The organism is Rhizobium sp. SJZ105 (assembly GCF_007828365.1).
In the GTDB taxonomy this organism is placed as follows: Bacteria; Pseudomonadota; Alphaproteobacteria; order Rhizobiales; family Rhizobiaceae; genus Agrobacterium; species Agrobacterium tumefaciens.
Map to the genome: position 1 here is coordinate 19,278 of NZ_VIUP01000007.1, position 23,180 is coordinate 42,457.

Genomic DNA, 23,180 nt, shown 5'->3' on the forward strand with positions numbered 1-23,180 from the left:
CGCAGTCAATTGTGACAGGATGTGCCGATGTTCTCCAAGTCCCTCTTTATCGCGACAATTGTCATCTCCGCGACGAGCCACCCGATATTTGCTCAGCCATTAGAGGTCAGCATATTGGAACCGACCAAGACCCGTAGCGCCGAATTCTCGCCTGGGGCGACCGCATCGAATTATATTACCGATGTCTCCGGCAAGACAGTGCGTCTGGTAGGACCGCGTTTTTACCCCGACAATGCGCGGGCGCTGCAGTTTCCCGGCCGGGACTCGAATGTTAATTCTTCGGATGAAGCGCAACGCTAACGCGATCGCAATAATTCATATTGACGAACAGGGGCAGAATGGGAACCGAAAGCGAAACGTCCGGGCAGAAACCGGATGCGCAAACCTGGATCAAACAGGACGGGCACGAAGCAGAAAAGGCGACCTTTCCTGAACTGTTCTTCGATCTGGTTTTCGTTTTCGCGCTCATTCAGCTTTCCCATGCGCTAGCAAAGGACTTCGGACCGACAGCGGCGCTTGAGGCGGGCATACTGATATTGTCACTTTGGTGGTTGTGGATACACACCACCTGGATCACCAACCTGCTGAATACCGAAAAGGAGCCTGTCCGGATTCTGCTTTTCGTCCTGATGTTCGGCGGGGTTCTTTTGGCGATCGCGCTGCCGGAGGCTTTTGCGGAACAGGGTTTCGTGTTTGCCCTTATCTACAGTGCCATGCAGGTGGGACGGAGCCTGTTTGCACTTTATGCCTTTAAGGGAGAGGACAGGCAGTCTTTTCTGGTTTTTGTGCGCGTGACGATCTGGCTAGTCGTATCGAGCCTGTTCTGGATGGCTGGTGGGCTTGTCGATCTGACGGATCGAATCCTCCTGTGGGGTATAGCGCTCGCGATAGAATATGCCGGACCCGCTTGTCGTTATGTCGTCCCGGGATTGAAAGCAAGCGATGCGGACAAGCTGCATCTCTCCGGCGAGCATCTTGCGGAGCGCTGTGCGCTTTTCGTCATCATCTGTCTCGGGGAAACGATCCTAACCACCGGCCGCACGGCCACGGAATATATGAATTCTGGCCTCACATTCATCGTCTTTTGTTCGGCCTTCGTCAGCACCGTCACAATGTGGTGGATCTATTTCCATCACGGGCAGGAAGAGGCCTCCAGAAAGGCCGAACATGCCGACGAGAAAGCGAAGATTGCCCAGAATCTTTTCAACTACGGACATTTGCCTATCGTGGCCGGCATCATCCTTACGGCAGTTGGAGAGGATTTCAGCCTGTCCCATGCCCATGAAGGGACGACGATGAGGGAGTCACTCGCCATTCTTGGCGGCCCGATCCTGTTTCTAGCCGGTAATATCGGCGTCAAGATTGCTGCCACCTATCAGCGGCCGATCTCGCATTTTGCCGGAGTAGCGGCGCTCTGCCTGCTTCTGCCGGTGCCGGGCGTGCCGCTTTTTGCGCTGCAACTGGCAAGCACGGGGATTTTGCTGCTGGTGGCGCTGTGGGAATATCTGGCGCTGAAAAAATCAGTCACCAACGCCTAAGCAGTGGCGAAATCGCGTGCCCTGTCGTTCCACAGCCGCAGGCTGCGGGCATAGGCCTCTTCGAAAGGCAGAACCATATCATTGACCAGCATCAGGGCAATGGCAGCGGTGGAGACGATGATGGTTTCCGCTCTCTCGTCTCTGGCCGCCCCCGTCCAGACGGCGCGCCAATATTCGAAGGTGGTGAACATGGTCGGCATTTCGGCCGGTGGCGTTTCGCGGGCGGGAATGACGAACTCGACATCTTCGCCCTTGGAAAGACCGAAGATCCGGGTGCTGCGGAATGGAGTAAATTGCGCGAAATCCCGCGTATTGCCGAGAATGGCAAGGCTCTCGACGGAAAGCAGCCGCGCCGTATCGCGATGAAGCTCCTGATAGGAGGGGCGGGCGACGCCGATAATGGTGCTTCTGGCGCGAAGCGGATTGAGAAGATGCACGACCGTATTGAGCGGCAGGCGCATTTCCAGAATGCCGTGCAGGCCAAGTAGGCTCTGAAACTGTAACGATAGTCCACCGATCGGCAGATAGGCGATCCCTTGCGAAGCCGTGGCCTTGGCCGCCTGCGAAAGTGAATGGCAGAGCGGTATGCCGCAGGCTTCAGCGGCGAGTTCGAGCTTACCGCCATTTTCTCCCTGGCCCACATGGCCGTGTAACAAGACGCTATATCCCGCCATGGAAACGAGACGCGCGGAATGCAGGAACCAGGGTGCATCGCGATGTTTGGGCGACATATAGGCCGGCCAGTCGAGATCGACCGATGCGGGCGCTTGCTGGTCTCTTTTTATATGGCCCCACATGGCTTCGATAAAACCGGCAAGCTCTGCCGCGGTCACACCGCGATATTGCATGGTCGCAAGCAGCGCTCCTATCTGTATGGGATCTGCATCGCCTTCGAGAATGATCGAAAGCGCGTCCATCGCCTCTTGCTGGCTGAGCGGGCGGCTGTTGCCGATGCCCATCGCCGAGGTCGCTATATATTTGGCGAGCCTGTGCTGCGGATCGGCATTGTGGCCGATGCGAGCAAGGCGGTCCGCTATATTTTCCGGTGTCGGCTGACCTTCCAGAAGAACGCTGGGGCGCAGCGAAAGAGGCGGCGCCTTCATCAGCACCGGCCGTTCCCAGCCGCTAACATTGGCGGCGGTGGGAGCTGCCGCTTTTTCCTGTGAATAATCGATCAGGTTTTCCGCCTCCGCCGCCAGCGAACGAATGCGCAGCCGCATGGTCTCGGCAAAGGGGGTGGGTCGCAAACCCTGGCCGGTGCGTAAGAACAGCTGGTCGCCGTATTTCTCGCGCAGCTGCTGTAGTATCCGGCTCATCGATGATGTCGGCAGTCCCATGCCTGCCGCTGCGCGGCTGACGCTTCCTTCCCGCAACAACGCATCGAACGCGACAAGTAGTTTCAGCTGACCAAGCCTGTCGGGCTTTGTCGGGGAAGCTGGTTCTTCTTTTCTCTTGCCGGTTGTCATCTTGCTGTTTTTTTACCCCGCCCCCGATTAGAGGGGGCCTTTTTGCAATTTCTGGAATTTAGAACTGTTCGAAAACAAACGCGTTGCGCCAGACCTCCCTCCTAAATAAGTGGGGGTAAATTCTCAAGTTAAATGCGGGGGCGTAACATGGAATTGAAGTACCGCGGGCAGGATATAGCCGCGACGATAATAAAGGCTGGCATTTCCGTCGCCATGGCGGGAACGGCGCTCAGCGTTGCCTTGCCTGCTGTCGCGCAGCAGGCGACCGACGGAACCACCGTTCTTCAGCAGATCGTGGTGACCGCGTCCGGCTTCGAGCAGAATGTAAAGGATGCTCCGGCCAGCATCACGGTCGTGACGCGAGAAGATCTGGAAAAGGGGTCTTACCGCGATCTGACAGACGCCTTGCGCGAAGTTCAGGGCGTGTCTGTCACCGGCATTGCCAATGAGAAGGATATTTTCATTCGCGGATTGCCCGGCGCTTACACGTTGATCCTAGTTGACGGTAAGAGGCAGAGCACGCGCGATGCCCGTACCAATGGTAATTCCGGCTTCGAACAGAGTTTCGTGCCGCCGGTTTCGGCGATCGAACGCATCGAGGTCGTGCGCGGCCCGATGTCCTCTCTTTACGGTTCCGATGCCATGGGCGGCGTCATCAACATCATCACCCGCAAGGTTGGCGATGTCTGGTCTGGCTCCGTCACCAGCGAGGGTACGGTTCAGCAACATTCAAAATTCGGTAATAGCGGTCAGGTGTCCTGGTATGCCAATGGGCCGATCCTGAAGGACCGGCTGGGGCTGCAGATCTGGGGCAGGGGCTTCACGCGCGGCGAAGACCGCATATTGAATGGTACGACGGGCGCGAAGGAATATGATTTCAATGGACGTTTGACCTTCACGCCGAATGAGGATCACGACATCTATCTCGAGGCTGGCAAAGCACGGTTGCGCCGCGATGCCAAGTCCGGCGAGACGCTGGCAGCCAATGCAGACGGCACCTACAACACCAATACGCGCGACCATTGGTCATTGTCGCATACCGGCCGGTGGGGACCGACCACGTCTGAATTCTCCTTCCAGCAGGAATGGGCCGAGCGCACCAACTTCACCAGAAACTTTCGCACGGGACGCGTCACTGAAAATCCGCGCTCGCCGGAGGTTCGCAATAGCGTTCTCGACGGCAAGTTCACCACGCCGTTCGAACTGTTCGGCAACCATACGCTCGTCACCGGCGGTCAATATTTCGAGGCACAGCTGAAGGACCAGAATCCGGGACGCCGTACCGGTCGCGACGAAACTTTCTCGGCGACGCAATGGGCGCTCTTCGTCGAGGATGAATGGCGCATCGTCGATAGCTTTGCGCTGACGGGCGGCCTTCGTCTGGATAACCATGAAAAATATGGCAATCATTTCAGCCCGCGCCTTTACGGCGTCTGGAGCGCAACCGACGATCTTACGATCAAGGGCGGCATTTCAACAGGTTTCCGCGCACCGGAAATCCGCCAGATCGCACCGGGTTACGCCTATACGACTGGCGGCGGTGGGTGCACCTATGCCTCGAACGGTACCTGCGGCGTGATCATCGGCGATCCGGGTCTGGAGGCGGAAAAAAGCACGAGTTATGAATTGGCAGCACTCTGGGACAATGGTGATGTTGCCCTCGGTGCCACTTATTTCTACACAGATTTCAAGGACAAGATTTCTAACGCGCTCGTGCTCAATCCGGATGGTACGCCTGCCCGCTGGAGCGAAGATAGCAATTATCGCCTCTGGTACAATTACAATATCGACGACGCGGTCATTCAGGGCATAGAACTGACGGCAGCATGGTATGCGACGCCGGAACTGACATTGCGCGGCAACTATACCTATACGCATTCCGAACAGAAGACGGGCGATTACGAGGGTTTTCCGCTGGCGCGGACGCCGGAGCACATGGCCAATCTGAGAGGCGAATGGGTCACCCCGGTGGACGGGCTGGAAGCCTGGGCCTCGGTGAATTATCACGGATCGGAAATCAATGCGGGTCCGCGCATCGGTACGAACGGCAAACCGGTTACGATCAACGGCAAGGCCGGGCGTAAATATGACGCTTACACCACCCTCGACATCGGGGCGAAATATGCGGTGGCCGAAAATGTCGATCTCAACGCGGCGGTTTACAATGTATTCGACAAGGAAGTCGGCGCTGACGATTTCAACACGGTCATGGAAGGCCGCCGCTTCTGGATCAGCATGACCGCCAAATTCTGATCCGCGATATTTAAGAATTCAGAGGCGCCCGATTGGCGCCTCTTTTTGCCATCCATCCTATTGACCTCAACTATGGTTGAGGAATTATACCGGCTGCTCTCTAGTGTGTTTCCGCGGTTTTCAGAGCGGAGGCCGTTCAGAAAACGGAGCCGGCATGGAAAATACCATCTTTAAACACAGCCTGACGGTTGGGGAGGTTGCGCGTCGTAGTGGCGTCGCCGTTTCCACCATCCATTTTTACGAGGCGAAGGGATTGATCGAAGGCTGGCGCACCAGCGGGAACCAGCGTCGTTATCATCGCGCCGTCCTGCGGCGCATTGCCATTATCCGCATTGCGCAGCGAGCAGGTATCCAGCTCAGCATCATCAGGGACGCCTTGGCGGATTTGCCGCAGGACAGGGTGGCGACAACGGCTGACTGGCGCGTGTTCTCGCAGTCCTGGCGGGAAATGCTGCAGCTTCGTATCAACAACCTGATTATGCTGCGCGACCAGCTTACCGGCTGTATCGGTTGCGGTTGCCTCTCACTTGATGATTGTCCCTTACGCAATCCGAACGATGTTCTGGCCGATGCCGGCGCGGGCCCGCGCCGTCTCGTATCCGTCAAATGAGCAAGGTTTCCGGCTAGCCGCTTTAAAAGCAATTGTTCCTACTCGACGTCGGCCGGAACCCAGACACTGACGCTGCCGCCATTGGTGGAAAACAGACCCTTGCCATGCTCGTCAAGGGTGATCTGTTCGTGACGGTGACCAAGGAAATCGCGCCATACAGCTCCCACCTGCTCAGGGCCGAGATCTATCTGTTTTTCCGCCGCCTCGCCGTTCGACATCACCACAACGCAGCCCGGCTCATCGGCGGTACCGTGGCGAATAAACGCAATGCAGCTCGGATCGTCGAAAATATCCGTCTGGGCACCGTTGGAAAAGCGGCTGCGTGCCTCGATAAGCTTCGGAAGGCATTCGATAGCCGGCATGACGATCTCATGGTCGTTGCCGTCATTGCCGGTGTCTGTATACGTCGTACCGAAAAGATCGGGATAAAAGACGCAAGGCACACCTTCTTCGCGCAGCAGAATGATCGCATAGGCCAGAGGCTTGAACCAGGGTTCTACCGGCGCTTCCAGAGATTGAAGCGGCTGCGTGTCGTGGTTGTCGACAAGGGTGACGGCGTGATCTGGAACAGCGGAAAGCAGCGAACCATCGAAGATAGTGCGCATGTCGAAATCGCCGCCCTGCTTGGAAGCGTCATGGAAGCGGTGGTGAAGGGCGACATCGAAGAGCATCAGCTGCTTGTCGACCAGATCGAGATAGCTTTTCAGCGCGTCTATATCGGGGTGCCAGTATTCCGCCACAACGAAGAGGTCGGGATTAATCGTGTCGCGCATATGGCCTACCCAGTCGCGGAAGAACCATGCCGGAATATGTTTGGCCGCATCCAGACGGAAACCATCCACCTGCACCTGTTCGGCAAGCCACCGGCCCCAATATTTCAGTTCCTCATAGACAGCCCTGTTTCGGAATTCGACATCCGCGCCCATGAGATAATCGAAGTTGCCGTTTTCCTCGTCGACCTCTTCATTCCATTCGCCGTCGCCGTATTCGTTGACGAGACGGAAAATGCCGTCCTCATCAGGCTCCTCGATATGGTCGACGCCGCTGAAGCACTTCAGGTCCCAGATGAATTTGGAATGCGTGCCGTTTCGGCCGGGAAAGGTGAAGCGCGTATAGGCGTGCGCCTCGAAATCCTCGTCCTCTATCTCGGTGCGGTCATCGGGATTGACGCGGCGAACCCGCACCTTCTCCCTTTCATCCGCGCCCATCTTGTGATTAAGAACCACGTCGTGAATGACGCGGATGCCGTTTTCCTTCAGCGTCCGACCAGCTTGTTCGAGGGCAGCGCGATCACCGTATTTGGTCGCGACTGTTCCCTTCTGGTCGAATTCGCCAAGGTCGAAGAGATCATAGGTATCGTAACCTACCGAAAAACCGCCGGCAGAACCCTTGTAGGCCGGCGGTAGCCAGACATCGGTAATACCCATTCGGGCAAGGCTTTCCGCCTTCTCGGCCACCTCGCTCCATAATTTCCCTCCGTCCGGATAGTACCAATGGAAGAATTGAAGCAAGGTGCGTCCGGCCATATTTCCCTCATGATGGTTAGCAGGTCGCGCCATAAACGGCCCGGCGGCGAAAGGGTTCCGCCACCGTATTGACCAAACTTCGATTGTGAGGGGACCACCTTCCCTGATCCGTCCGGTGGCCTGGTCTATGCGTTATTCCGCAATTTCGAGAAGTGCCGCGCCCGCCTGAAGATAGTCGCCTTCCTTGACGATCAGGCGGACCTTGCCGGCCTTCGTCGCCACGATTTGCGTTTCCATTTTCATGGCTTCCATGACGGCCAGAAGATCGCCTTTGGAAACAGTTTCGCCATCGGTCACCTTGAACGATTGCAAGGTGCCGGAAACGGGAGCGATAATTTCACCTTCCTTCTCCTTGACCGACGCGCCGGGCGCAGCGGCATTGCCGCCGCTGACAGCGCCGAGGCCGGAGAGCAGCAGGTTCGGCAGGCCGACAGAAACACGCTTGCCGTCGATTTCCAGAAAGGTGCGCGTGATGGAAGGGTCTTCAGCCGGTGCAGGACGTTCCATGGCGTCAGGCATGGCGGCGAAATCGGTCTCGATCCAGCGGGTATGAACCTTGAAACCGTCGGTGCCGATGAAGTCGTCCGTCTCGATTGCGGCGCGATGGAACGGCAGAACCGTGGCAATGCCTTCGATACGGAATTCTTTCAGCGCGCGGCGCGCGCGGCGCAGAACCTGATCGCGGTCGGTACCCGTAACGATGAGCTTCGCCATCAGCGAGTCGAATACGCCAGGCACGCTGGAGCCGCTGACGACGCCGCTATCCATACGGATGCCGGGGCCGGAAGGAGCATCGAAAATCGAGATCGTGCCGGGTGTTGGCAGGAATCCTCGGCCGGGATCTTCGGCATTGATGCGGAATTCCATAGAGTGGCCGCGCGGTTCCGGCGTTTCAACCACCCGCAGGGTGTGGCCCTCGGCGATGCGGAACTGCTCGATAACGAGATCGATACCGGTGGTTTCCTCGGTAACGGGATGTTCCACCTGCAGGCGCGTATTGACCTCCAGGAAAGAAATCGTGCCATCAACGCCGAGCAGGAATTCGACGGTGCCGGCACCGGAATAGCCCGCGGCGGCACAGATCGCCTTTGCCGCGTCGTGGATTTTTTGTCGCTGTTCGGCAGACAGGAACGGGGCCGGAGCCTCCTCTATCAGCTTCTGGTTTCGACGTTGCAGCGAGCAATCGCGGGTGCCCAGCACCAGCACATTGCCGTGCTTGTCGGCCAAAACCTGCGCCTCGATATGGCGGGGCCGGTCGAGGAAGCGTTCGAGAAAGCACTCGCCGCGACCGAAAGCGGCGGTCGCTTCGCGAACGGCGGATTCGTAGAGATCGGCGATCTCTTCCATCTTCCATGCGACCTTCAGGCCGCGCCCACCACCGCCATGCGCCGCCTTGATGGCGACGGGCAGGCCGTATTCTTCGGCAAAAGCGGTGACTTCGGCGGCGGTAGAGACGGGGCCGTCACTGCCGGCCACCAGCGGTGCGCCGACGCTGGTGGCGATGCGCCGCGCTTCCACCTTGTCGCCCAGCGCTTCAATGACATGTGGGTCGGGGCCGATCCAGCTAAGGCCGGCATCGATAACCGCCTGCGCAAATTCGGCGCGTTCGGACAAAAAGCCGTAACCGGGATGCACGGCATCCGCGCCGGCGCGTTTGGCAATCGCGATCAGCTTGGCGATATCGAGATAGGTTTCGGCGGGGCGGACGCCTTCCAGCGCATAGGCCTCATCCGCCAACCGAACGAATAGCGCATCCTGATCGGGATCGGCATAAACGGCAACCGATTGCAGGCCGTAATCACGGCATGCGCGGATGATCCGCACCGCGATCTCGCCGCGATTGGCAATCAGCACTTTTTTCATCGATATTCTCCCTACAGACTTTTAGCCGCCGCGATTTCGGCAAAAGGGCCGATCGGGCGGAACTTGATTTTGGCATTGACGGGGATTTGCCCCGCAAGATCGAGATGGTATTCCGCGACCGCGCCGATGACGGGATAGCCGCCGGTCAACGGGTGGTCGGCAAGGAAAAGAACGGGCTGGCCGCTATGGGGAATCTGGATTGCTCCGGTGGCCGTGCCTTCGCTCGGCAATTCGGCACTGTCCCTGCGCTCCATCGGCACTTCGCCGGCAAGGCGGATGCCGACGCGGTTCGATTGCGGCGTGACCTGCCAGAGCTGGCCGGTCAGCGTATCGAGGCCCTTTTGCGTGAACCAGTCGGTACGCGGTCCGAGAACCACGTCGAGCGTCACAATATCGCCGGTTGCCGGCGGATCGAAGGCCGGAGCCTCGTCGATAGACACGCTGGAAAGTCCTGTCTTTTCGCCCTTCAGCGGCAGAGTAGTGCCCGCAGTCACGCTTTCTGGACCGACTACGGCGAGCGTATCCGTCGCATAGCTGCCCAGCACGGGCTCGACATCGAACCCGCCACGCACAGCAAGATAACAGCGCATGCCCTTCGGCGGCTGACCCAGGGTTACGATATCGCCGGGTTCGAGAGACACGGGAACATGGGTTTGTGCGGTGAAACTGCGATCTGCGGTCTTGACGGTGATGGGGCAGGGCGCGCCCGCAATGCCGATGACAGCGCGGCTCGTGCTTTTGAAGGAAAAGCCGCCGAGCGTCAGCTCGAGACACGGCGAGTTGACGGGATTGCCGACGATACGGTTGGCGGCGTTAAACGCGCCACGATCCAGTGCGCCGGAGGCGGAGACGCCCTGTCCGGTTTGGCCGAAGCGGCCGAGATCCTGAAAAATGGCGGGCATGGGGGCCGCGAGCACCTCGAAATGCGGGCCTTCTCTCGTCATCTCAGGCCGGGCGGTGCGCGGCGCTGAGGTGGGAACATCAACCGTTCTTCCGGCTTTGTCCATATCGAAGAAACGCACGCGATAACCCGGCTGGAAAAGCGCGCCGGGATCACGGTCTATATCCCACATCTTCACCGGTGTGGTGCCGATGATCTGCCAGCCGCCGGGGCTGTTTTGCGGATAGACGCCGCTGAAGGCGCCAGCCAGCGCCACCGAACCTGCCGGAATGCGGGTACGCGGGCTTTGCCGGCGCGGCACGTGAAGAGCCGTATCGCCGCCAACCAGATAACCGAAGCCGGGCGCGAAACCGCAGAAGGCCACGGTGAATTCGCTTTCGGTATGGCGGCGAATGACTTCTTCGATGCTCATGCCGGTCAGTTCGGCAACGTCGGCCAGATCTTCGCCGTTATAATGGACGGGGATTTCCACCAGATTGTCCGAGGGCGCGATTTTTGCGGAGAGATCACGGCTGGAAAGCCGTGCAACCAGCGCCTCTGCGCCAATCTTTTCGGGGCGGAAACGGATCATCAGGGTGCGGGCAGCCGGAACCGTTTCGTCGATGCCCTCGATCGGATCGTTCTGAAGCGAGGCGAACAGGGCCAGCGTTTCATCGAGATCGGCAAGTTCGACGAGAATGGTGGTGAGGCTGACGGGGAGAAAACGCATCATATCCTCACGCGTGATAGGCAGAATCGGGAATGTCGGTGATGAACATGTGCCCGGGCGCATGGGTAATCGCGAACGGCACGCCGGATGCCATGACTGCAGCCTGAGGCGTCACGCCGCAGGCCCAGAAAACTGGAACCTCGCCGGGTTCGATCCGCACGGCATCACCGAAGTCCGGCTTCGCGAGATCCGATATGCCAATTTCTTCCGGCGCGCCGACATGCACGGGCGCACCGTGAACCGCCGGAAAACGTCCTGAAATTGTCGCGGCATCGGCCACGCGCGAAGCCGGGATCGGTCGCATGGAAACGACCATGTTGCCCTTAAATCGGCCGGCCGGCCGGCAGGGGCGGTTGGTCAGATACATCGGAACGTTGCTTTTGTCGGTCATGTGACGGATTTCGATACCCGCTTCGACCATTGGCGTTTCAAAGGTAAAACTGCAACCGATCAGGAAAGCGACGAGATCGTCACGCTCTGCCCAGGCGGCGGTCGCATCCGCCGTTTCCTCGGCAAGTTTGCCGTCCCGCCAGATACGGTAAAGCGGCAGGTCGGTCCTGAGATCGGCACCGGGGGCAAGAAGCGTGGTTGGTGAGCCGGGATCTGAAACATCGAGCACCGGGCAGGGCTTGGGATTACGCTGCGCATAAAGCAGGAAATCGAAGGCCCAGTCGCGCGGCAGCACGATCATGTTGGCCTGTGTGAAACCGGGAGCGATGCCGGAGGTCGGCGCAACGAGGCCGCCACGATAATCGGCGCGGGCCGTCCGGGCGGCATGCGCATTGGTGTGGCTCAGAAAGGATAAGGGTATCGTCATTGGTCGCCCTTTTAGAGAATGGATGCAAAAGAGCGGATTTCGATGCCCTCGGCTTCGAAACGGCGGCGGATTTCCTGGGCGATCGCCACCGCGCCGGGGCTGTCGCCATGCACGCAGATGGATTGTGCTTCGATCTTGATGCTGCTGCCGTCGATGGCTTCGAGTGTTCCTTCGCGGGCAAGCTGCACCATCCGGTCGGCGATTTTGGCAGCGTCGTGCAGTACGGCGCCCGCCTCACGGCGCGAGACGAGTTGGCCTTCGGGCGTGTAGGCGCGGTCAGCGAAGGCTTCCGCGACGACAGCAAGGCCTGCCTTGCGGGCGAGATCGAGGATGGGCGCATTGGCAAGACCCATCAGCACCAGCGAGGCATCGACGGCCTTTATACCGTCGATGACCGCTTGTCCCTGTTTCGCGTCATTGGCGATGCGGTTGTAAAGCGCGCCATGCGGCTTCACGTAACGCACCGTGGTTCCGGCAGCGGCGGCAACACCCTTCAGTGCGCCTATCTGGTAGATGACATCGGCGATCAGCTCTTCGGAGGTCACATCCAGATCGCGGCGGCCAAAGCCGACGCGGTCCGGGTAGGAAACATGGGCGCCGACGACCACGCCTTTTTCGGCAGCGGCCTTGACGGTCCGGTAGATGCCGGCCGGGTCACCTGCGTGAAATCCGCAGGCGATGTTAGCGCTGGAAACGATGGCAAGCATCGCCTCGTCGTCTCCCATGCGCCACGCGCCGTAACTTTCGCCAAGATCGCTGTTGAGATCGATAGCGGCCATGTTTGCCTCCCTTTAGAGCATTTCCAGCAAAAGTGCGTAGCGGTTTTGCGTCGGGAAAATGCGTAATAACAAATATATAGAGCGTTTCCGCTTTTCTCCGAAATGCGGAAACGCTCTAGTTTATTACAGGCCGAGCAGGCCGAAAATGGTGCCGGCGGACTTGTAGCCCATGTACCACGTCAATGCGCATGTCAGAACGCCAAGCCCGAGCAGAATGCGCGAGTAGCGATGGCCGCCCATCAGGTCTTCGCGCTTCCATGCGGCAAACAGGAAGATGCTGAGGCCGATGGGCAGGATAAGACCGTTCAGGCCGCCGACGAAGACCAGCATGGCGGCGGGCGGCGTCGTGATGAGCAGGTAGCAGACGAGCGAGACAGCGATGAAGATGACCGTCGCCATGTTGCGGGCGCGTTCGGTCATGTCCTGCTTGAACACGGGCAGGAACGAGACGGAGGTATACGCCGCGCCGATGACGCTTGTGATGGCCGCAGCCCAGAAGATGATGCCGAATAGGCGGAAGCCGAGATCGCCCGCGGCCGACCGGAAAGCCTGTGCGGCGGGATTGGCGGCCTGGCCCGATGTATCGATGACGACGCCGCTGGCGACAACGCCGAGAATGGCGAGGAACAGCACGTAACGCATGATGCCGGTGACAGCGATGCCGGTCAGAGCGGCGCGGTTGACGGCGGGCAGGTTTTCAATGCCGACCATTCCCCGGTCCAGCAGGCGGTGTGCGCCGGAATAGGTGATGTAGCCGCCAACGGTGCCGCCGACGATGGTGGTGATGGTCGCGAAATTGATCGTGTCCGGCAGGAAGGTCTGGCGGAAGGCATCACCGACCGGAGGCGCGGATACGAATGCAACGTAGAGCGTCAGCACGATCATCAGGATACCGGCGAAAATGATGAACCGGTCGACGGCGAGGCCAGCCCGTTTGGAAACGAAGATGGCGATGGAAAAGATTGCGCTGATGGCGCCGCCGATTTTCGGATCGAGCCCGAAGATGGCGTTCAGGCCGAGGCCGGTGCCGCCAATATTGCCGATATTAAAGAAAAGGCCGCCGATGATGACGAGAATGGCGAGAAGATAGCCGGAGCCCGGAATGGCAGCATTGGCGATGTCGGACGCACGCATGCGCGTCAGCGTTACGATGCGCCAGATGTTGAGCTGAACGACGAAGTCTATGAGGATGGAAGCAAGAATGCCGAAGGCGAATGCGGCACCAAGCTGCATGGTGAATGTCGCCGTCTGCGTGATGAAGCCGGGACCGATGGCAGATGTTGCCATCAGGAAGATTGCTCCCAAAAGAGATGCACGTTTTGACATTTTGAGATCGGCAGTCGGGGTGAGCTTTTTCTGCTCCATGGATTTTCTCCGCTCCTGTCGCAATCCGCCCCTCGCGGATGCTTTATGACGCCGATCTTGTCTTGTTCCGTGAGATTGTCAATATTGTTCAACAATAAATGATAATCGTTCTTTTATTTTGTCTATTTGTTGGACGTTATGAGTATGAATTCATCACGTTTTTTTGGCGCTTTGCTGAAGCTTTGTGCTATGGGCAATCATGCCGTGTCCGAACATGCCTGTCACGGAATTCCCAACGTTGCATTGCTTTTAAGGAAAGCGCCATGACGGAAACGATAGAGGGTCTGCCGCTTGCGGATCGATTGGCAAAGGGTATTCGCACCCTGCTGATCTCCGGTGAACTGATGCCGGGCCAGCGTCTTTCGGAAGCAGCCTTCAGCGAACGTTTCGAGGTCTCCCGCAATTCGCTGCGTGAAGCCTTTCGTCTCCTGACCAAGGATGGTCTGCTGCGTCACGAGGCCAATCGCGGCGTTTTTGTCGCCGTTCCCACCCTGGCTTCGGTGATTGATATTTACAGGGTGCGGCGCATGGTGGAATGCGGGGCGCTGCGTCAGGCCTGGCACAAGCACCCGGCCATCCGGACAATGCGCACGGCGGTCGATGATGCCAGGATAAAGCGCGACCAGGCAGACTGGTTAGGCGTGGGCAGCGCCAACATGAAGTTTCACGCCGCCGTAGTCGACCTTCTCGACAGCGCTCGTCTCAGCGATTTTTACGAGCGAATCGCCGCTGAGCTCAGGCTTTGTTTCGGCCTGCTGAAAGACCCGGAACAGCTCCATTCCCCCTTTGTGGACATGAACAGCAAAATCCTGTCGCTGATGGAAGAGGGCAAGGCGGCTGAGGCCGGTGACGAGATGGAAATCTATCTCAATCTTTCCGAGCGGACGGTTTTGAAGGCGCTCGAACGGGCGTCCTGAGAAATCAGGCGGAGCGGGATGAAAACGTCCCTTTCACGTCCGCTCCATTTTTATATCGGCGCCTGATTGCCAAGTTTGTTGCGGTGCGTCATCAATGCCGACATGACGCTTCGCGACCTCACCATTCTCGTTATAGACGAAAACGCGATCCGCGCCTCGATCATCGAGGAGGGGCTGCGCGAAGCCGGGTATAATCGCGTGACGCTCATCCATGAGGTGCACGGCGTGGCGCGGACCATCGAGACGCTGCAGCCCGATGTCATCTTCATCGACCTTGAAAATCCCAACCGCGACATGATGGAGCATCTGTTTCAGTTGACACGCACGGTCGGCCGGCCGATCGCCATGTTTGTCGACCGCTCCGATACCGCGTCCATCGAGGCGGCCGTTGAGGCCGGTGTTTCCGCCTATGTCGTTGACGGGCTGAAGAAAGAACGCGTCAAACCCATCCTCGATATGGCGGTCAGCCGCTTCAACGCTTTCAGCCGTCTGCGACAGGAACTTGCCGAAGCAAAATCGGCGCTTGAGGAGCGCAAGGTCATCGAGCGCGCCAAAGGCATTTTGATGAAAATGCGTGGCCTGTCCGAAGAGGAGGCTTTTGCGCTTCTGCGGCAAACGGCGATGAACGAGAAAAAGAAAATATCCGAGATCGCGCAAAGCGTGGTCACCGCGGCCGGTCTGTTGATGTAACGAACCCGCCGGCAGGACAGTCGAGGAGTGTATGATATGGCGGCACAGGAAAAATCGGCCGGTTCAAAAGCGGGCGCGCCGGCAATTGTTGGCAGCGACCGGCAAAAAATCCTGCGGGCAGGTTTTATTCCTCTTGTCGATGCGTCCGTCCTCATTGCTGCGGCGGAATTCGGCTTTGCCGAGCGCGAAGGCCTGACGCTCGATCTCGTCAAGGATGTTTCCTGGGCGAATGTGCGCGACCGGCTGGCATTCCGGCAATTCGACGTTGCCCATATGCTGTCGCCGATGCCGGTTGCCTCCATGCTCGGACTCGGCTCCAACCCTTCGCCGACGATCACGCCGTTTTCACTTGGGCGCGGCGGCAATGCTATAACGCTTTCGACGCGGCTTTTTGCCCGGATGAAGGCGTTGACGGGGCTTTCCGAAACGGCGGGGGCGCTGGAAAATGCGAAGGCCTTAAAGGAGGTGCTGGATGACATGCGAGCGCGGGGCGAAGCTACACCGACGCTCGGCATGACCTACCCGTTTTCCTCGCACAATTACGAATTTCGCTATTGGCTCGCCGCTGGTGGCATTCATCCCGATCACGACGTCAAACTGGTGGTCGTACCACCCCCATTGACGTCGGATGCATTGGCGGCGGGCGCCATCGATGGTTTCTGTGTCGGTGCACCGTGGAACATCGTTGCCGCCGAGCGCGGTGTGGGCAGGATCGTCGCTGCCAAGCAGGATTTGTGGCCGTCCGCGCCGGAAAAGGTGATCGGGATGCGGCCTGAATGGGCTGAAAGCCAGCAGGAAACGGTCAGCCGGCTGCTGATGGCGCTCGATGCCGCCGCACGTTGGTGCGACCTTGCGGAAAATCACGATGATCTGAGCAGGATACTTGCCGATCCGCGTTATATCGGTGCGCCGCAAAGCATCATCCGCCATGTGCTTGCCGGTGAATTCAACATCGACAGCCAGGGCAACCGCCGGGTCATCGACAAATATTTCCTCTTCCACGGCGGCCATGCCAATTATCCGCGCCAGAGCCAGGCATTGTGGATTTACAGCCAGATGATCCGCTGGGGGCAGACGGAGTTTTCGCAAGGTGGTGTGGAGGCCACCCTGTCCGCTTACCGTCCAGATATTTATCGGGCGGCACTGGGCGATGCCAATGCGCCCGATGATGCCGATATTCGAGTCGAAGGGGAGGAGGCGGGTGACCGGTTCGTGGACGGTTTTGTTTTCGATCCCGCAGACATTGCTGGCTATGTGAATGGCTTTTCCGTGCGCAGTTCTGCCCCGTTTTCCATCTCCCAAGGCGAGGCCTGACAGCCGTCGGCCGGGCAAGCTGCGCAAATTTCAAGCTCGGAATTTATCCATCTGCGCAAACCATAGACAAAATTTCTATTGATTAAAATTTAATCGTCCGATTGAATCTCGGAAATTCCGTTTGTTTCCAAGGCGATAGCTTCCATAAGTAAAACTGGCACGCCTCTTGCGTCTTCGTCTTTGCACTGGTCAACGGCGATCGGGGCGAGCAGGGCGCGGCATAAGCGCTTTCACAGACATAGACGTCGCAAGGTTTTGCTGCCCGGAACACCTCCCGTTCCGAAGGCGCAAACACCGAGCGGCGTTTTTTTTATTTTCAGGTTTTTTCGCAAGCGAACGCGCCACCCATGCGGTGGTCCAATAAGGGGAAGATGCGAATGAAAAAGATATTCTCGGGCGATGTCAGCCGCCGCACCATACTGAAGATGACAGCCACCGCAGCCCTTGTTACCGCCGTGCGCACCGCTTTTCCGTCAGGCGCTTTCGCAGCCGCGGCTGAGCCGGAAGTGAAGGGCGCGAAAATCGGCTTCATCGCGCTGACCGACGCCGCCCCGCTTATCATCGCGGCGGAAAAGGGACTGTTCGCCAAGCATGGCATGCCGGATGTCGAGGTTCTCAAACAGGCATCCTGGGGTGCGACACGTGACAATCTCGTGCTCGGCGGCGCATCGAACGGCATTGATGGCGCGCATATCCTGACCCCGATGCCCTATCTCATGCATACCGGCAAGGTGACGCAGAACAACGTGCCTGTGCCGATGGCGCTTATCGCCCGCCTCAATCTCGACAGCCAGGGTATTTCCGTCGCCAAGGAATATGCTGAAACCGGCGTTCAGCTCGACGCGTCCAAGCTGAAGGCAGCTTTCGAGAAGAAGAAGGCAGAAGGCAAGGAAATCAAGGCTGCCATGACATTTCCCGGCGGCACGCATGATCTGTGGATCCGCTATTGGCTGGCCGCCGGCGGCATCGACCCGGACAAGGACGTCTCCACCATCGTCGTTCCGCCGCCGCAGATGGTCGCCAACATGAAGGTCGGCAATATGGACGTCTTCTGTGTGGGCGAACCCTGGAACGAGCAACTCGTCAATCAGGGCATCGGCTTCACTGCCTGTACCACCGGGGAACTCTGGAAAGGGCATCCCGAGAAGGCGCTCGGCATGCGCGCCGACTGGGTGGAAAAGAACCCCAACGCCACCAAGGCATTGCTGATGGCCGTGATGGAGGCCCAGCAATGGTGCGATGAGATGGCGAACAAGGAGGAGATGTCCACGATCCTCGGCAAGCGCCAATGGTTCAACGTGCCACCCAAGGACGTTCTTGGCCGCCTCAAGGGCAATATCAATTACGGCAACGGCCGCGTGCTGGAAAATACCGGTCTGCAGATGAAGTTCTGGCAGGATCACGCGTCCTATCCCTTCCGCAGCCACGACAGCTGGTTCATCACGGAAAACATCCGCTGGGGTAAATTTGCACCCGATACGGACGTGAAGGCGCTGGTTGCCAAGGTCAACCGCGAGGACATCTGGCGCGACGCTGCAAAGGATCTCGGTGTTGCCGATATTCCCGCCTCCACGTCGCGCGGCAAGGAAACCTTCTTCGACGGCAAGGTCTTCGACCCGGAAAACCCGTCGGCCTATCTCGAAAGTCTTTCCATCAAGGCAGCCTCCTGAGGAGGAGACACGGGTGTCGCCCCTCCTCTGCCGGGTTGCCATTTAATGATGGACACCAAAGGCCGGATGAGGGGCGAGACCCTGACCGCAACCGAAATCCAAAGGAAACGCCATGTCCGCATTGGCTCGAAATTTCAAGGAACAGCCGCAGCAACCGGTGGTACAAAAGGCAAACGTCGTGACCCTTCCGCCCAAACATCCCTCGCGGTTCAATCTGCGTAAACTGGGTGCTGCGGCGGCCCGCAATATCATACCGCCATTTGTCGTCCTCGCCGTTCTGCTGGGCGTCTGGCAGGTGCTCTGTTCCGCCCCCGGCTCGTCCCTGCCGCCGCCAAGCCAGGTATTCGAGGAAAGCTACGATCTCATCGTATCGCCGTTCTTCCATAATGGTTCGCAGGATATCGGCCTCGGCTTGCGCGTGCTGGTCTCGCTGGAGCGCGTGGCATACGGTTTCGGCCTTGCGGCCATCGCCGGCATCATTCTCGGTGCGGTCATCGGCCAGTCGGTCTGGGCCATGCGCGGCCTCGACCCGATTTTTCAGGTCCTGCGCACCGTGCCGCCGCTCGCCTGGCTGCCGCTTTCACTTGCCGCCTTTCAGGACAGCAATCCGTCGGCCATTTTCGTGATCTTCATCACCTCCATCTGGCCCGTCATCATCAATACGGCGGTCGGCGTGCGCAACATTCCGCAGGACTATCGCAACGTTGCGAAGGTGCTGCGGCTCAACCAGATCGAATTCTTCTTCAAGATCATGCTGCCGTCGGCCGCGCCTTACATCTTCACCGGTCTGCGCATAGGCATCGGCCTCTCCTGGCTCGCCATCGTGGCTGCGGAAATGCTGACCGGCGGCGTCGGTATCGGCTTCTTCATCTGGGATGCGTGGAACTCCTCGCGCCTGCCCGACATCATCGTGGCGCTCGCTTACATCGGCGTTGTCGGCTTCATGCTCGACAAGCTGGTAGCGGCGCTCGGCAAGGTCATCACCCGCGGCGCTGCGGCCAACTAAAAGGGCGACCATCATGAACGCTTATCTGAAACTCGATCATATCGACAAATATTTCGACAAGGGCGGTTCGCGCGCCGAGGTGCTGAAAGGCATCAACCTGACCATCGGCAAGGGCGAATTCGTCTCAGTCATCGGGCATTCCGGCTGCGGCAAGTCCACCATGCTCAACCTCATCGCCGGGCTGACCAAAGTCTCAGCAGGCGTCGTGCTTCTGGAAAACCGCGAGGTCAACGAACCTGGCCCGGAACGCGCCGTCGTATTCCAGAACCACAGCCTGCTTCCCTGGCTTTCGGTTTATGAAAACGTCAACCTGGCCGTCGCGAAGGTCTTCAGCAGTACCAAGACCAAAGCGGAACGCCACGACTGGGTCATGCGCAATCTGGATCTCGTGCAGATGGCCCATGCCAAGGACAAGAAACCGTCTGAAATTTCCGGTGGCATGAAACAGCGCGTCGGCATTGCCCGGGCGCTCGCCATGGAGCCGAAAATCCTGCTGCTGGACGAGCCTTTCGGCGCACTGGATGCGCTGACGCGCGCCCACCTTCAGGACGCCGTGATGGAAATCCACGCCCGGCTTGGCAACACCATGGTCATGATCACCCACGATGTGGATGAGGCGGTGCTGCTGTCCGACCGTATCGTAATGATGACCAACGGTCCCGCCGCCCATATCGGCGAAGTGCTTGACGTGCCGCTGCCGCGCCCGCGCAACCGCATCGAGCTTGCATCCGACAAGACCTACCTCAAATGCCGCGAGGCCGTGCTGAAGTTCCTTTACGAACGTCACCGCTTCGTCGAAGCTGCGGAGTAACCACTATGGCGCAAAAACTCGTCATCATCGGCAATGGCATGGCACCGGGGCGCATGCTGGAAAACCTTTTCGAAACCGCCCCCGGCCTCTACCACGTCACCATTTTCAACGCCGAGCCGCGCGTCAATTACGACCGCATCATGCTCTCGCCAGTACTCTCAGGCGAAAAGAGCTATGAAGATATCGTCATCCACAATGACGAATGGTACGCGGCCAACAATGTGACGCTGCACAAGGGCGCCAAGGTCACCGGCATCGACCGCGACAACAAGACCGTAACCAGCGAAAACGGCATCACCGTTTCCTACGACAGGCTAGTGATCGCCACCGGTTCCCTGCCCTTCATCATTCCCGTCCCTGGCCATCAATTGCCGGGCGTTCTCGCCTATCGCGATCTCGACGATGTCACGAAGATGCTTGAAATCGCCGAAGGCAAGGGCCGCGCCATCGTCATCGGCGCCGGCCTTCTGGGTCTGGAAGCAGCTTATGGGCTGAAGCGCCAGGGAATGGACGTCACCGTCATCCATCTGATGCCGACGATCATGGAGCGGCAGCTCGATCCGGCAGCGGCCTATCTTCTGGAAAAGGCGCTGAACGAGCGCGGCATCGACATCATCACCAAGGCCAATACCAAATGCATTCTCGGCGCGGAGAAGGTCGAAGGCATCGAGTTGGAAGACGGTCGCGTCATTAAAGGCGACATGGTGGTGATGGCGGTCGGCATCCGTCCCGCCTCGGGTCTCGCCAAGGAAGCCGGCATCGCCGTCAATCGCGGCATCGTCGTGGATGATGGCATGATGACGTCGGATGCCTCGATATATGCGCTTGGCGAATGCGCCGAGCATCGCGGCATGTGCTACGGGCTGGTCGCGCCGCTCTATGAATCTGCGCGGGTGCTGGCGGACCGGCTTTGCGGCGGTTCAGCCGAGTATCATGGTTCGGTCACCAATACCAAACTGAAGGTCACCGGCATCAACCTGTTTTCCGCCGGCGATTTTGCCGAGGGCGACGACCGCGAGGAAATCGTGCTGCGCGATGCCACCGCCGGTGTCTACAAGCGCCTGATCCTCAAGGAAAATCGCATCATCGGCGCGGTTCTTTACGGTGAGACGGCGGATGGTTCGTGGTTCTTCGACCTGATGAAGAAATCGACCGACATTTCCGCCATGCGCGAAACCCTGATCTTCGGCCAGGCCTATCAGGGAGGGTCCCCGCTGGACCCTATGGCGGCCGTTGCAGCCTTGCCGGATGATGCGGAAATCTGCGGCTGCAACGGCGTCTGCAAGGGCAAGATCACCTCGGTCATCACCTCGAAGGGGCTGACCTCGCTGGATGATGTGCGCGCCCATACCAAGGCGTCCGCCTCCTGCGGCAATTGCACCGGCCTTGTCGAGCAACTGATGACGCTGACGCTTGGCGACAGCTACAATCCCGCTGCCGTGCAGCCCATGTGCAAATGCACAGATCTCGGCCACGATGATGTGCGCCGTCTCATCAAGGCCAAGAGCCTGAAGACCATTCCCGCCGTGATGCAGGAACTGGAATGGAAGACCTCCTGCGGCTGCGCCAAATGCAGACCGGCGCTCAACTACTATCTCGTTTGCGATTTTCCCGACGAATATGCCGACGACTACCAGTCGCGTTATATCAATGAGCGCGTCCATGCCAATATCCAGAAGGACGGCACCTATTCCGTCGTTCCGCGCATGTGGGGCGGCGTCACATCTTCCTCCGAACTGCGGGCGATTGCGGATGTGGTCGACAAGTTCGAAATCCCGATGGTGAAGGTGACAGGCGGGCAACGCATCGATCTTCTCGGCATCGAGAAGGAGGATTTGCCGGCGGTCTGGGCCGATCTCGGCAAGGCCGGTTTCATTTCCGGCCAGGCCTATGCCAAGGGGCTTCGCACCGTGAAGACCTGCGTTGGAGAACAATGGTGCCGCTTCGGCACGCAGGATTCCACCGGCCTCGGCATCCGCATCGAAAAATTCATGTGGGGCTCATGGACGCCCGCGAAGCTGAAGCTTGCCGTTTCCGGCTGTCCGCGAAACTGCGCTGAGGCGACATGCAAGGATATCGGCGTCATCTGCGTCGATTCCGGTTTCGAAATCCACTTCGCCGGTGCCGCCGGTCTCGATATCAAGGGTACGGAAGTGCTGGGCCTCGTCCCTACCGAGGATGAGGCGCTGGAGCATATCGTGGCGTTGACCCAGATGTACCGCGAGCAGGCGCGCTACCTCGAGCGCATCTATAAATGGGCCAAGCGCATCGGTTACGACGAAGTCCGCCGCCAGATCATGGACGATGTCGACAAGCGCCGGGCCTATTTTGACCGCTTCGTCTTCAGCCAGAAATTCGCGCAGGTCGATCCCTGGTCGGAACGTGTGTCCGGCCACGACAAGCACGAATTCAGGCCGATGGCGGCAATCGGTTTCAACGAGGCAGCGGAGTGAGAACGATGGACAGCAACTGGATCGATATTGGCGACATTTCCGACATTCCGCTGCGCGGCGCGCGCTGCGTGAAAACGCCTATGGGCAAGATCGCCGTATTTCGCACGGCTGACAATCAGGTCTTCGCCATCGAGGATCATTGCCCGCACAAAGGCGGCCCGCTGTCTCAGGGCATCGTGCACGGGGCTTCGGTGACATGTCCTTTGCACAATTGGGTCATTTCGCTGGAGACCGGCAAGGCGTTGGGGGCGGATGAGGGTGAGGTGAGGACCATTCCTCTCCGCAATCTCGACGGGCGGCTTTCGATTGCGCTCGAAACTTTGATGATTGCGGCGGAGTGATATCAGATGTTGGCGACGATACTCCCCTCTGTCCTGCCGGACATCTCCCCCTCGAGGGGCAAGATCGACAAGTGGCACGCTTCTCGCTTCATCTCTCTTGTCGGAGACGAAAGCTGTAAAATAGAGCCGGTGCCACAATTGATCTACCCCT

19 protein-coding genes are annotated in these 23,180 nt (G+C 58.8%); 12 read left to right on the top strand and 7 right to left on the bottom strand.

Annotated elements, in window-relative coordinates:
• The first annotated feature begins 27 nt into the window (after window positions 1-27).
• Window positions 28-300 carry a hypothetical protein gene (locus FB593_RS19385; RefSeq protein WP_025595298.1) on the top strand — a complete coding sequence of 91 codons (273 nt, stop codon included), beginning with the start codon at window positions 28-30 and terminating at the stop codon, window positions 298-300.
• Between the two features lie 38 nt (window positions 301-338).
• On the top strand, window positions 339-1,538 hold the full coding sequence (locus tag FB593_RS19390; protein ID WP_035199801.1) for a low temperature requirement protein A: 1,200 nt from the start codon (window positions 339-341) through the stop codon (window positions 1,536-1,538).
• On the opposite strand, the gene FB593_RS19395 is transcribed toward FB593_RS19390, so the two are convergent.
• Complete coding sequence (locus tag FB593_RS19395; RefSeq protein WP_035199798.1) at window positions 1,535-3,004, bottom strand: glycosyl transferase family protein; 1,470 nt, start codon at window positions 3,002-3,004, stop codon at window positions 1,535-1,537. The two genes, FB593_RS19390 and FB593_RS19395, sit on opposite strands and share 4 nt — an antisense overlap.
• Before the next feature lie 147 nt (window positions 3,005-3,151).
• Here FB593_RS19395 and FB593_RS19400 point away from each other — a divergent pair, with 147 nt between their 5' ends.
• Both FB593_RS19400 and soxR read left to right on the top strand, forming a co-directional pair.
• Window positions 3,152-5,257 carry a TonB-dependent receptor plug domain-containing protein gene (locus FB593_RS19400; RefSeq protein ID WP_035199795.1) on the top strand — a complete coding sequence of 702 codons (2,106 nt, stop codon included), beginning with the start codon at window positions 3,152-3,154 and terminating at the stop codon, window positions 5,255-5,257.
• A gap of 154 nt (window positions 5,258-5,411) precedes the next feature.
• On the top strand, window positions 5,412-5,867 hold the full coding sequence (gene soxR / locus FB593_RS19405) for a redox-sensitive transcriptional activator SoxR (protein WP_013761951.1): 456 nt from the start codon (window positions 5,412-5,414) through the stop codon (window positions 5,865-5,867).
• A gap of 38 nt (window positions 5,868-5,905) precedes the next feature.
• On the opposite strand, the gene amyA is transcribed toward soxR, so the two are convergent.
• The 6 genes from amyA to FB593_RS19435 all read right to left on the bottom strand — a co-directional run bounded on the left by amyA (window position 5,906) and on the right by FB593_RS19435 (window position 13,827).
• Window positions 5,906-7,393 (bottom strand): alpha-amylase, encoded by a 1,488-nt coding sequence (gene amyA, locus FB593_RS19410; RefSeq protein ID WP_145166852.1) that lies wholly within the window; start codon window positions 7,391-7,393, stop codon window positions 5,906-5,908.
• Between the two features lie 132 nt (window positions 7,394-7,525).
• Window positions 7,526-9,256 carry an acetyl/propionyl/methylcrotonyl-CoA carboxylase subunit alpha gene (locus FB593_RS19415; RefSeq protein ID WP_065662392.1) on the bottom strand — a complete coding sequence of 577 codons (1,731 nt, stop codon included), beginning with the start codon at window positions 9,254-9,256 and terminating at the stop codon, window positions 7,526-7,528.
• An 11-nt stretch (window positions 9,257-9,267) separates the two neighbouring features.
• Window positions 9,268-10,866, bottom strand: a complete 1,599-nt coding sequence (locus FB593_RS19420; protein ID WP_112650865.1) for a 5-oxoprolinase/urea amidolyase family protein — start codon at window positions 10,864-10,866, stop codon at window positions 9,268-9,270.
• Window positions 10,867-10,873: 7 nt separating this feature from the next.
• Complete coding sequence (locus tag FB593_RS19425; protein WP_019565001.1) at window positions 10,874-11,683, bottom strand: putative hydro-lyase; 810 nt, start codon at window positions 11,681-11,683, stop codon at window positions 10,874-10,876.
• Between the two features lie 11 nt (window positions 11,684-11,694).
• Window positions 11,695-12,462: a LamB/YcsF family protein gene (locus FB593_RS19430; protein WP_003511617.1), complete on the bottom strand. Its 768-nt coding sequence runs from the start codon at window positions 12,460-12,462 to the stop codon at window positions 11,695-11,697.
• A 123-nt stretch (window positions 12,463-12,585) separates the two neighbouring features.
• Complete coding sequence (locus tag FB593_RS19435) at window positions 12,586-13,827, bottom strand: NRAMP family divalent metal transporter (RefSeq protein WP_003511614.1); 1,242 nt, start codon at window positions 13,825-13,827, stop codon at window positions 12,586-12,588.
• Window positions 13,828-14,090: 263 nt separating this feature from the next.
• On the opposite strand from FB593_RS19435, the gene FB593_RS19440 reads away from it, so the two are divergent.
• The 8 genes from FB593_RS19440 (at window position 14,091) to nirD (ending at window position 23,029) form a co-directional block, all read left to right on the top strand.
• On the top strand, window positions 14,091-14,744 hold the full coding sequence (locus tag FB593_RS19440; protein WP_003511611.1) for a GntR family transcriptional regulator: 654 nt from the start codon (window positions 14,091-14,093) through the stop codon (window positions 14,742-14,744).
• Between the two features lie 102 nt (window positions 14,745-14,846).
• Window positions 14,847-15,434, top strand: a complete 588-nt coding sequence (locus tag FB593_RS19445; protein WP_003511609.1) for an ANTAR domain-containing response regulator — start codon at window positions 14,847-14,849, stop codon at window positions 15,432-15,434.
• A gap of 36 nt (window positions 15,435-15,470) precedes the next feature.
• Window positions 15,471-16,748, top strand: a complete 1,278-nt coding sequence (locus FB593_RS19450) for a CmpA/NrtA family ABC transporter substrate-binding protein (RefSeq protein ID WP_065704505.1) — start codon at window positions 15,471-15,473, stop codon at window positions 16,746-16,748.
• Between the two features lie 377 nt (window positions 16,749-17,125).
• Window positions 17,126-18,418, top strand: a complete 1,293-nt coding sequence (locus tag FB593_RS19455; RefSeq protein WP_065704503.1) for a CmpA/NrtA family ABC transporter substrate-binding protein — start codon at window positions 17,126-17,128, stop codon at window positions 18,416-18,418.
• Window positions 18,419-18,530: 112 nt separating this feature from the next.
• Window positions 18,531-19,424, top strand: a complete 894-nt coding sequence (ntrB, locus tag FB593_RS19460; RefSeq protein ID WP_035199774.1) for a nitrate ABC transporter permease — start codon at window positions 18,531-18,533, stop codon at window positions 19,422-19,424.
• Window positions 19,425-19,437: 13 nt separating this feature from the next.
• Window positions 19,438-20,235 carry an ABC transporter ATP-binding protein gene (locus FB593_RS19465; RefSeq protein WP_003511595.1) on the top strand — a complete coding sequence of 266 codons (798 nt, stop codon included), beginning with the start codon at window positions 19,438-19,440 and terminating at the stop codon, window positions 20,233-20,235.
• A gap of 5 nt (window positions 20,236-20,240) precedes the next feature.
• Window positions 20,241-22,688 carry a nitrite reductase large subunit NirB gene (gene nirB / locus FB593_RS19470; protein WP_145166853.1) on the top strand — a complete coding sequence of 816 codons (2,448 nt, stop codon included), beginning with the start codon at window positions 20,241-20,243 and terminating at the stop codon, window positions 22,686-22,688.
• Window positions 22,689-22,693: 5 nt separating this feature from the next.
• Window positions 22,694-23,029 carry a nitrite reductase small subunit NirD gene (gene nirD / locus FB593_RS19475; protein WP_065704499.1) on the top strand — a complete coding sequence of 112 codons (336 nt, stop codon included), beginning with the start codon at window positions 22,694-22,696 and terminating at the stop codon, window positions 23,027-23,029.
• Window positions 23,030-23,180: the final 151 nt, after the last annotated feature.

What these genes read in the sequence shown, in the direction of transcription:
- FB593_RS19425 (WP_019565001.1), bottom strand. Translation starts at nt 11,683, where the DNA reads ATGACGATACCCTTATCCTTTCTGAGCCACACCAATGCGCATGCCGCC.
- FB593_RS19430 (WP_003511617.1), bottom strand. Translation starts at nt 12,462, where the DNA reads ATGGCCGCTATCGATCTCAACAGCGATCTTGGCGAAAGTTACGGCGCG.
- FB593_RS19400 (WP_035199795.1), top strand. Translation starts at nt 3,152, where the DNA reads ATGGAATTGAAGTACCGCGGGCAGGATATAGCCGCGACGATAATAAAG.
- FB593_RS19390 (WP_035199801.1), top strand. Translation starts at nt 339, where the DNA reads ATGGGAACCGAAAGCGAAACGTCCGGGCAGAAACCGGATGCGCAAACC.
- nirD (WP_065704499.1), top strand. Translation starts at nt 22,694, where the DNA reads ATGGACAGCAACTGGATCGATATTGGCGACATTTCCGACATTCCGCTG.
- FB593_RS19435 (WP_003511614.1), bottom strand. Translation starts at nt 13,827, where the DNA reads ATGGAGCAGAAAAAGCTCACCCCGACTGCCGATCTCAAAATGTCAAAA.
- ntrB (WP_035199774.1), top strand. Translation starts at nt 18,531, where the DNA reads ATGTCCGCATTGGCTCGAAATTTCAAGGAACAGCCGCAGCAACCGGTG.
- nirB (WP_145166853.1), top strand. Translation starts at nt 20,241, where the DNA reads ATGGCGCAAAAACTCGTCATCATCGGCAATGGCATGGCACCGGGGCGC.
- FB593_RS19450 (WP_065704505.1), top strand. Translation starts at nt 15,471, where the DNA reads ATGGCGGCACAGGAAAAATCGGCCGGTTCAAAAGCGGGCGCGCCGGCA.
- FB593_RS19445 (WP_003511609.1), top strand. Translation starts at nt 14,847, where the DNA reads ATGACGCTTCGCGACCTCACCATTCTCGTTATAGACGAAAACGCGATC.
- FB593_RS19455 (WP_065704503.1), top strand. Translation starts at nt 17,126, where the DNA reads ATGAAAAAGATATTCTCGGGCGATGTCAGCCGCCGCACCATACTGAAG.
- FB593_RS19395 (WP_035199798.1), bottom strand. Translation starts at nt 3,004, where the DNA reads ATGACAACCGGCAAGAGAAAAGAAGAACCAGCTTCCCCGACAAAGCCC.
- FB593_RS19385 (WP_025595298.1), top strand. Translation starts at nt 28, where the DNA reads ATGTTCTCCAAGTCCCTCTTTATCGCGACAATTGTCATCTCCGCGACG.
- FB593_RS19465 (WP_003511595.1), top strand. Translation starts at nt 19,438, where the DNA reads ATGAACGCTTATCTGAAACTCGATCATATCGACAAATATTTCGACAAG.
- amyA (WP_145166852.1), bottom strand. Translation starts at nt 7,393, where the DNA reads ATGGCCGGACGCACCTTGCTTCAATTCTTCCATTGGTACTATCCGGAC.
- FB593_RS19420 (WP_112650865.1), bottom strand. Translation starts at nt 10,866, where the DNA reads ATGCGTTTTCTCCCCGTCAGCCTCACCACCATTCTCGTCGAACTTGCC.
- FB593_RS19440 (WP_003511611.1), top strand. Translation starts at nt 14,091, where the DNA reads ATGACGGAAACGATAGAGGGTCTGCCGCTTGCGGATCGATTGGCAAAG.
- FB593_RS19415 (WP_065662392.1), bottom strand. Translation starts at nt 9,256, where the DNA reads ATGAAAAAAGTGCTGATTGCCAATCGCGGCGAGATCGCGGTGCGGATC.
- soxR (WP_013761951.1), top strand. Translation starts at nt 5,412, where the DNA reads ATGGAAAATACCATCTTTAAACACAGCCTGACGGTTGGGGAGGTTGCG.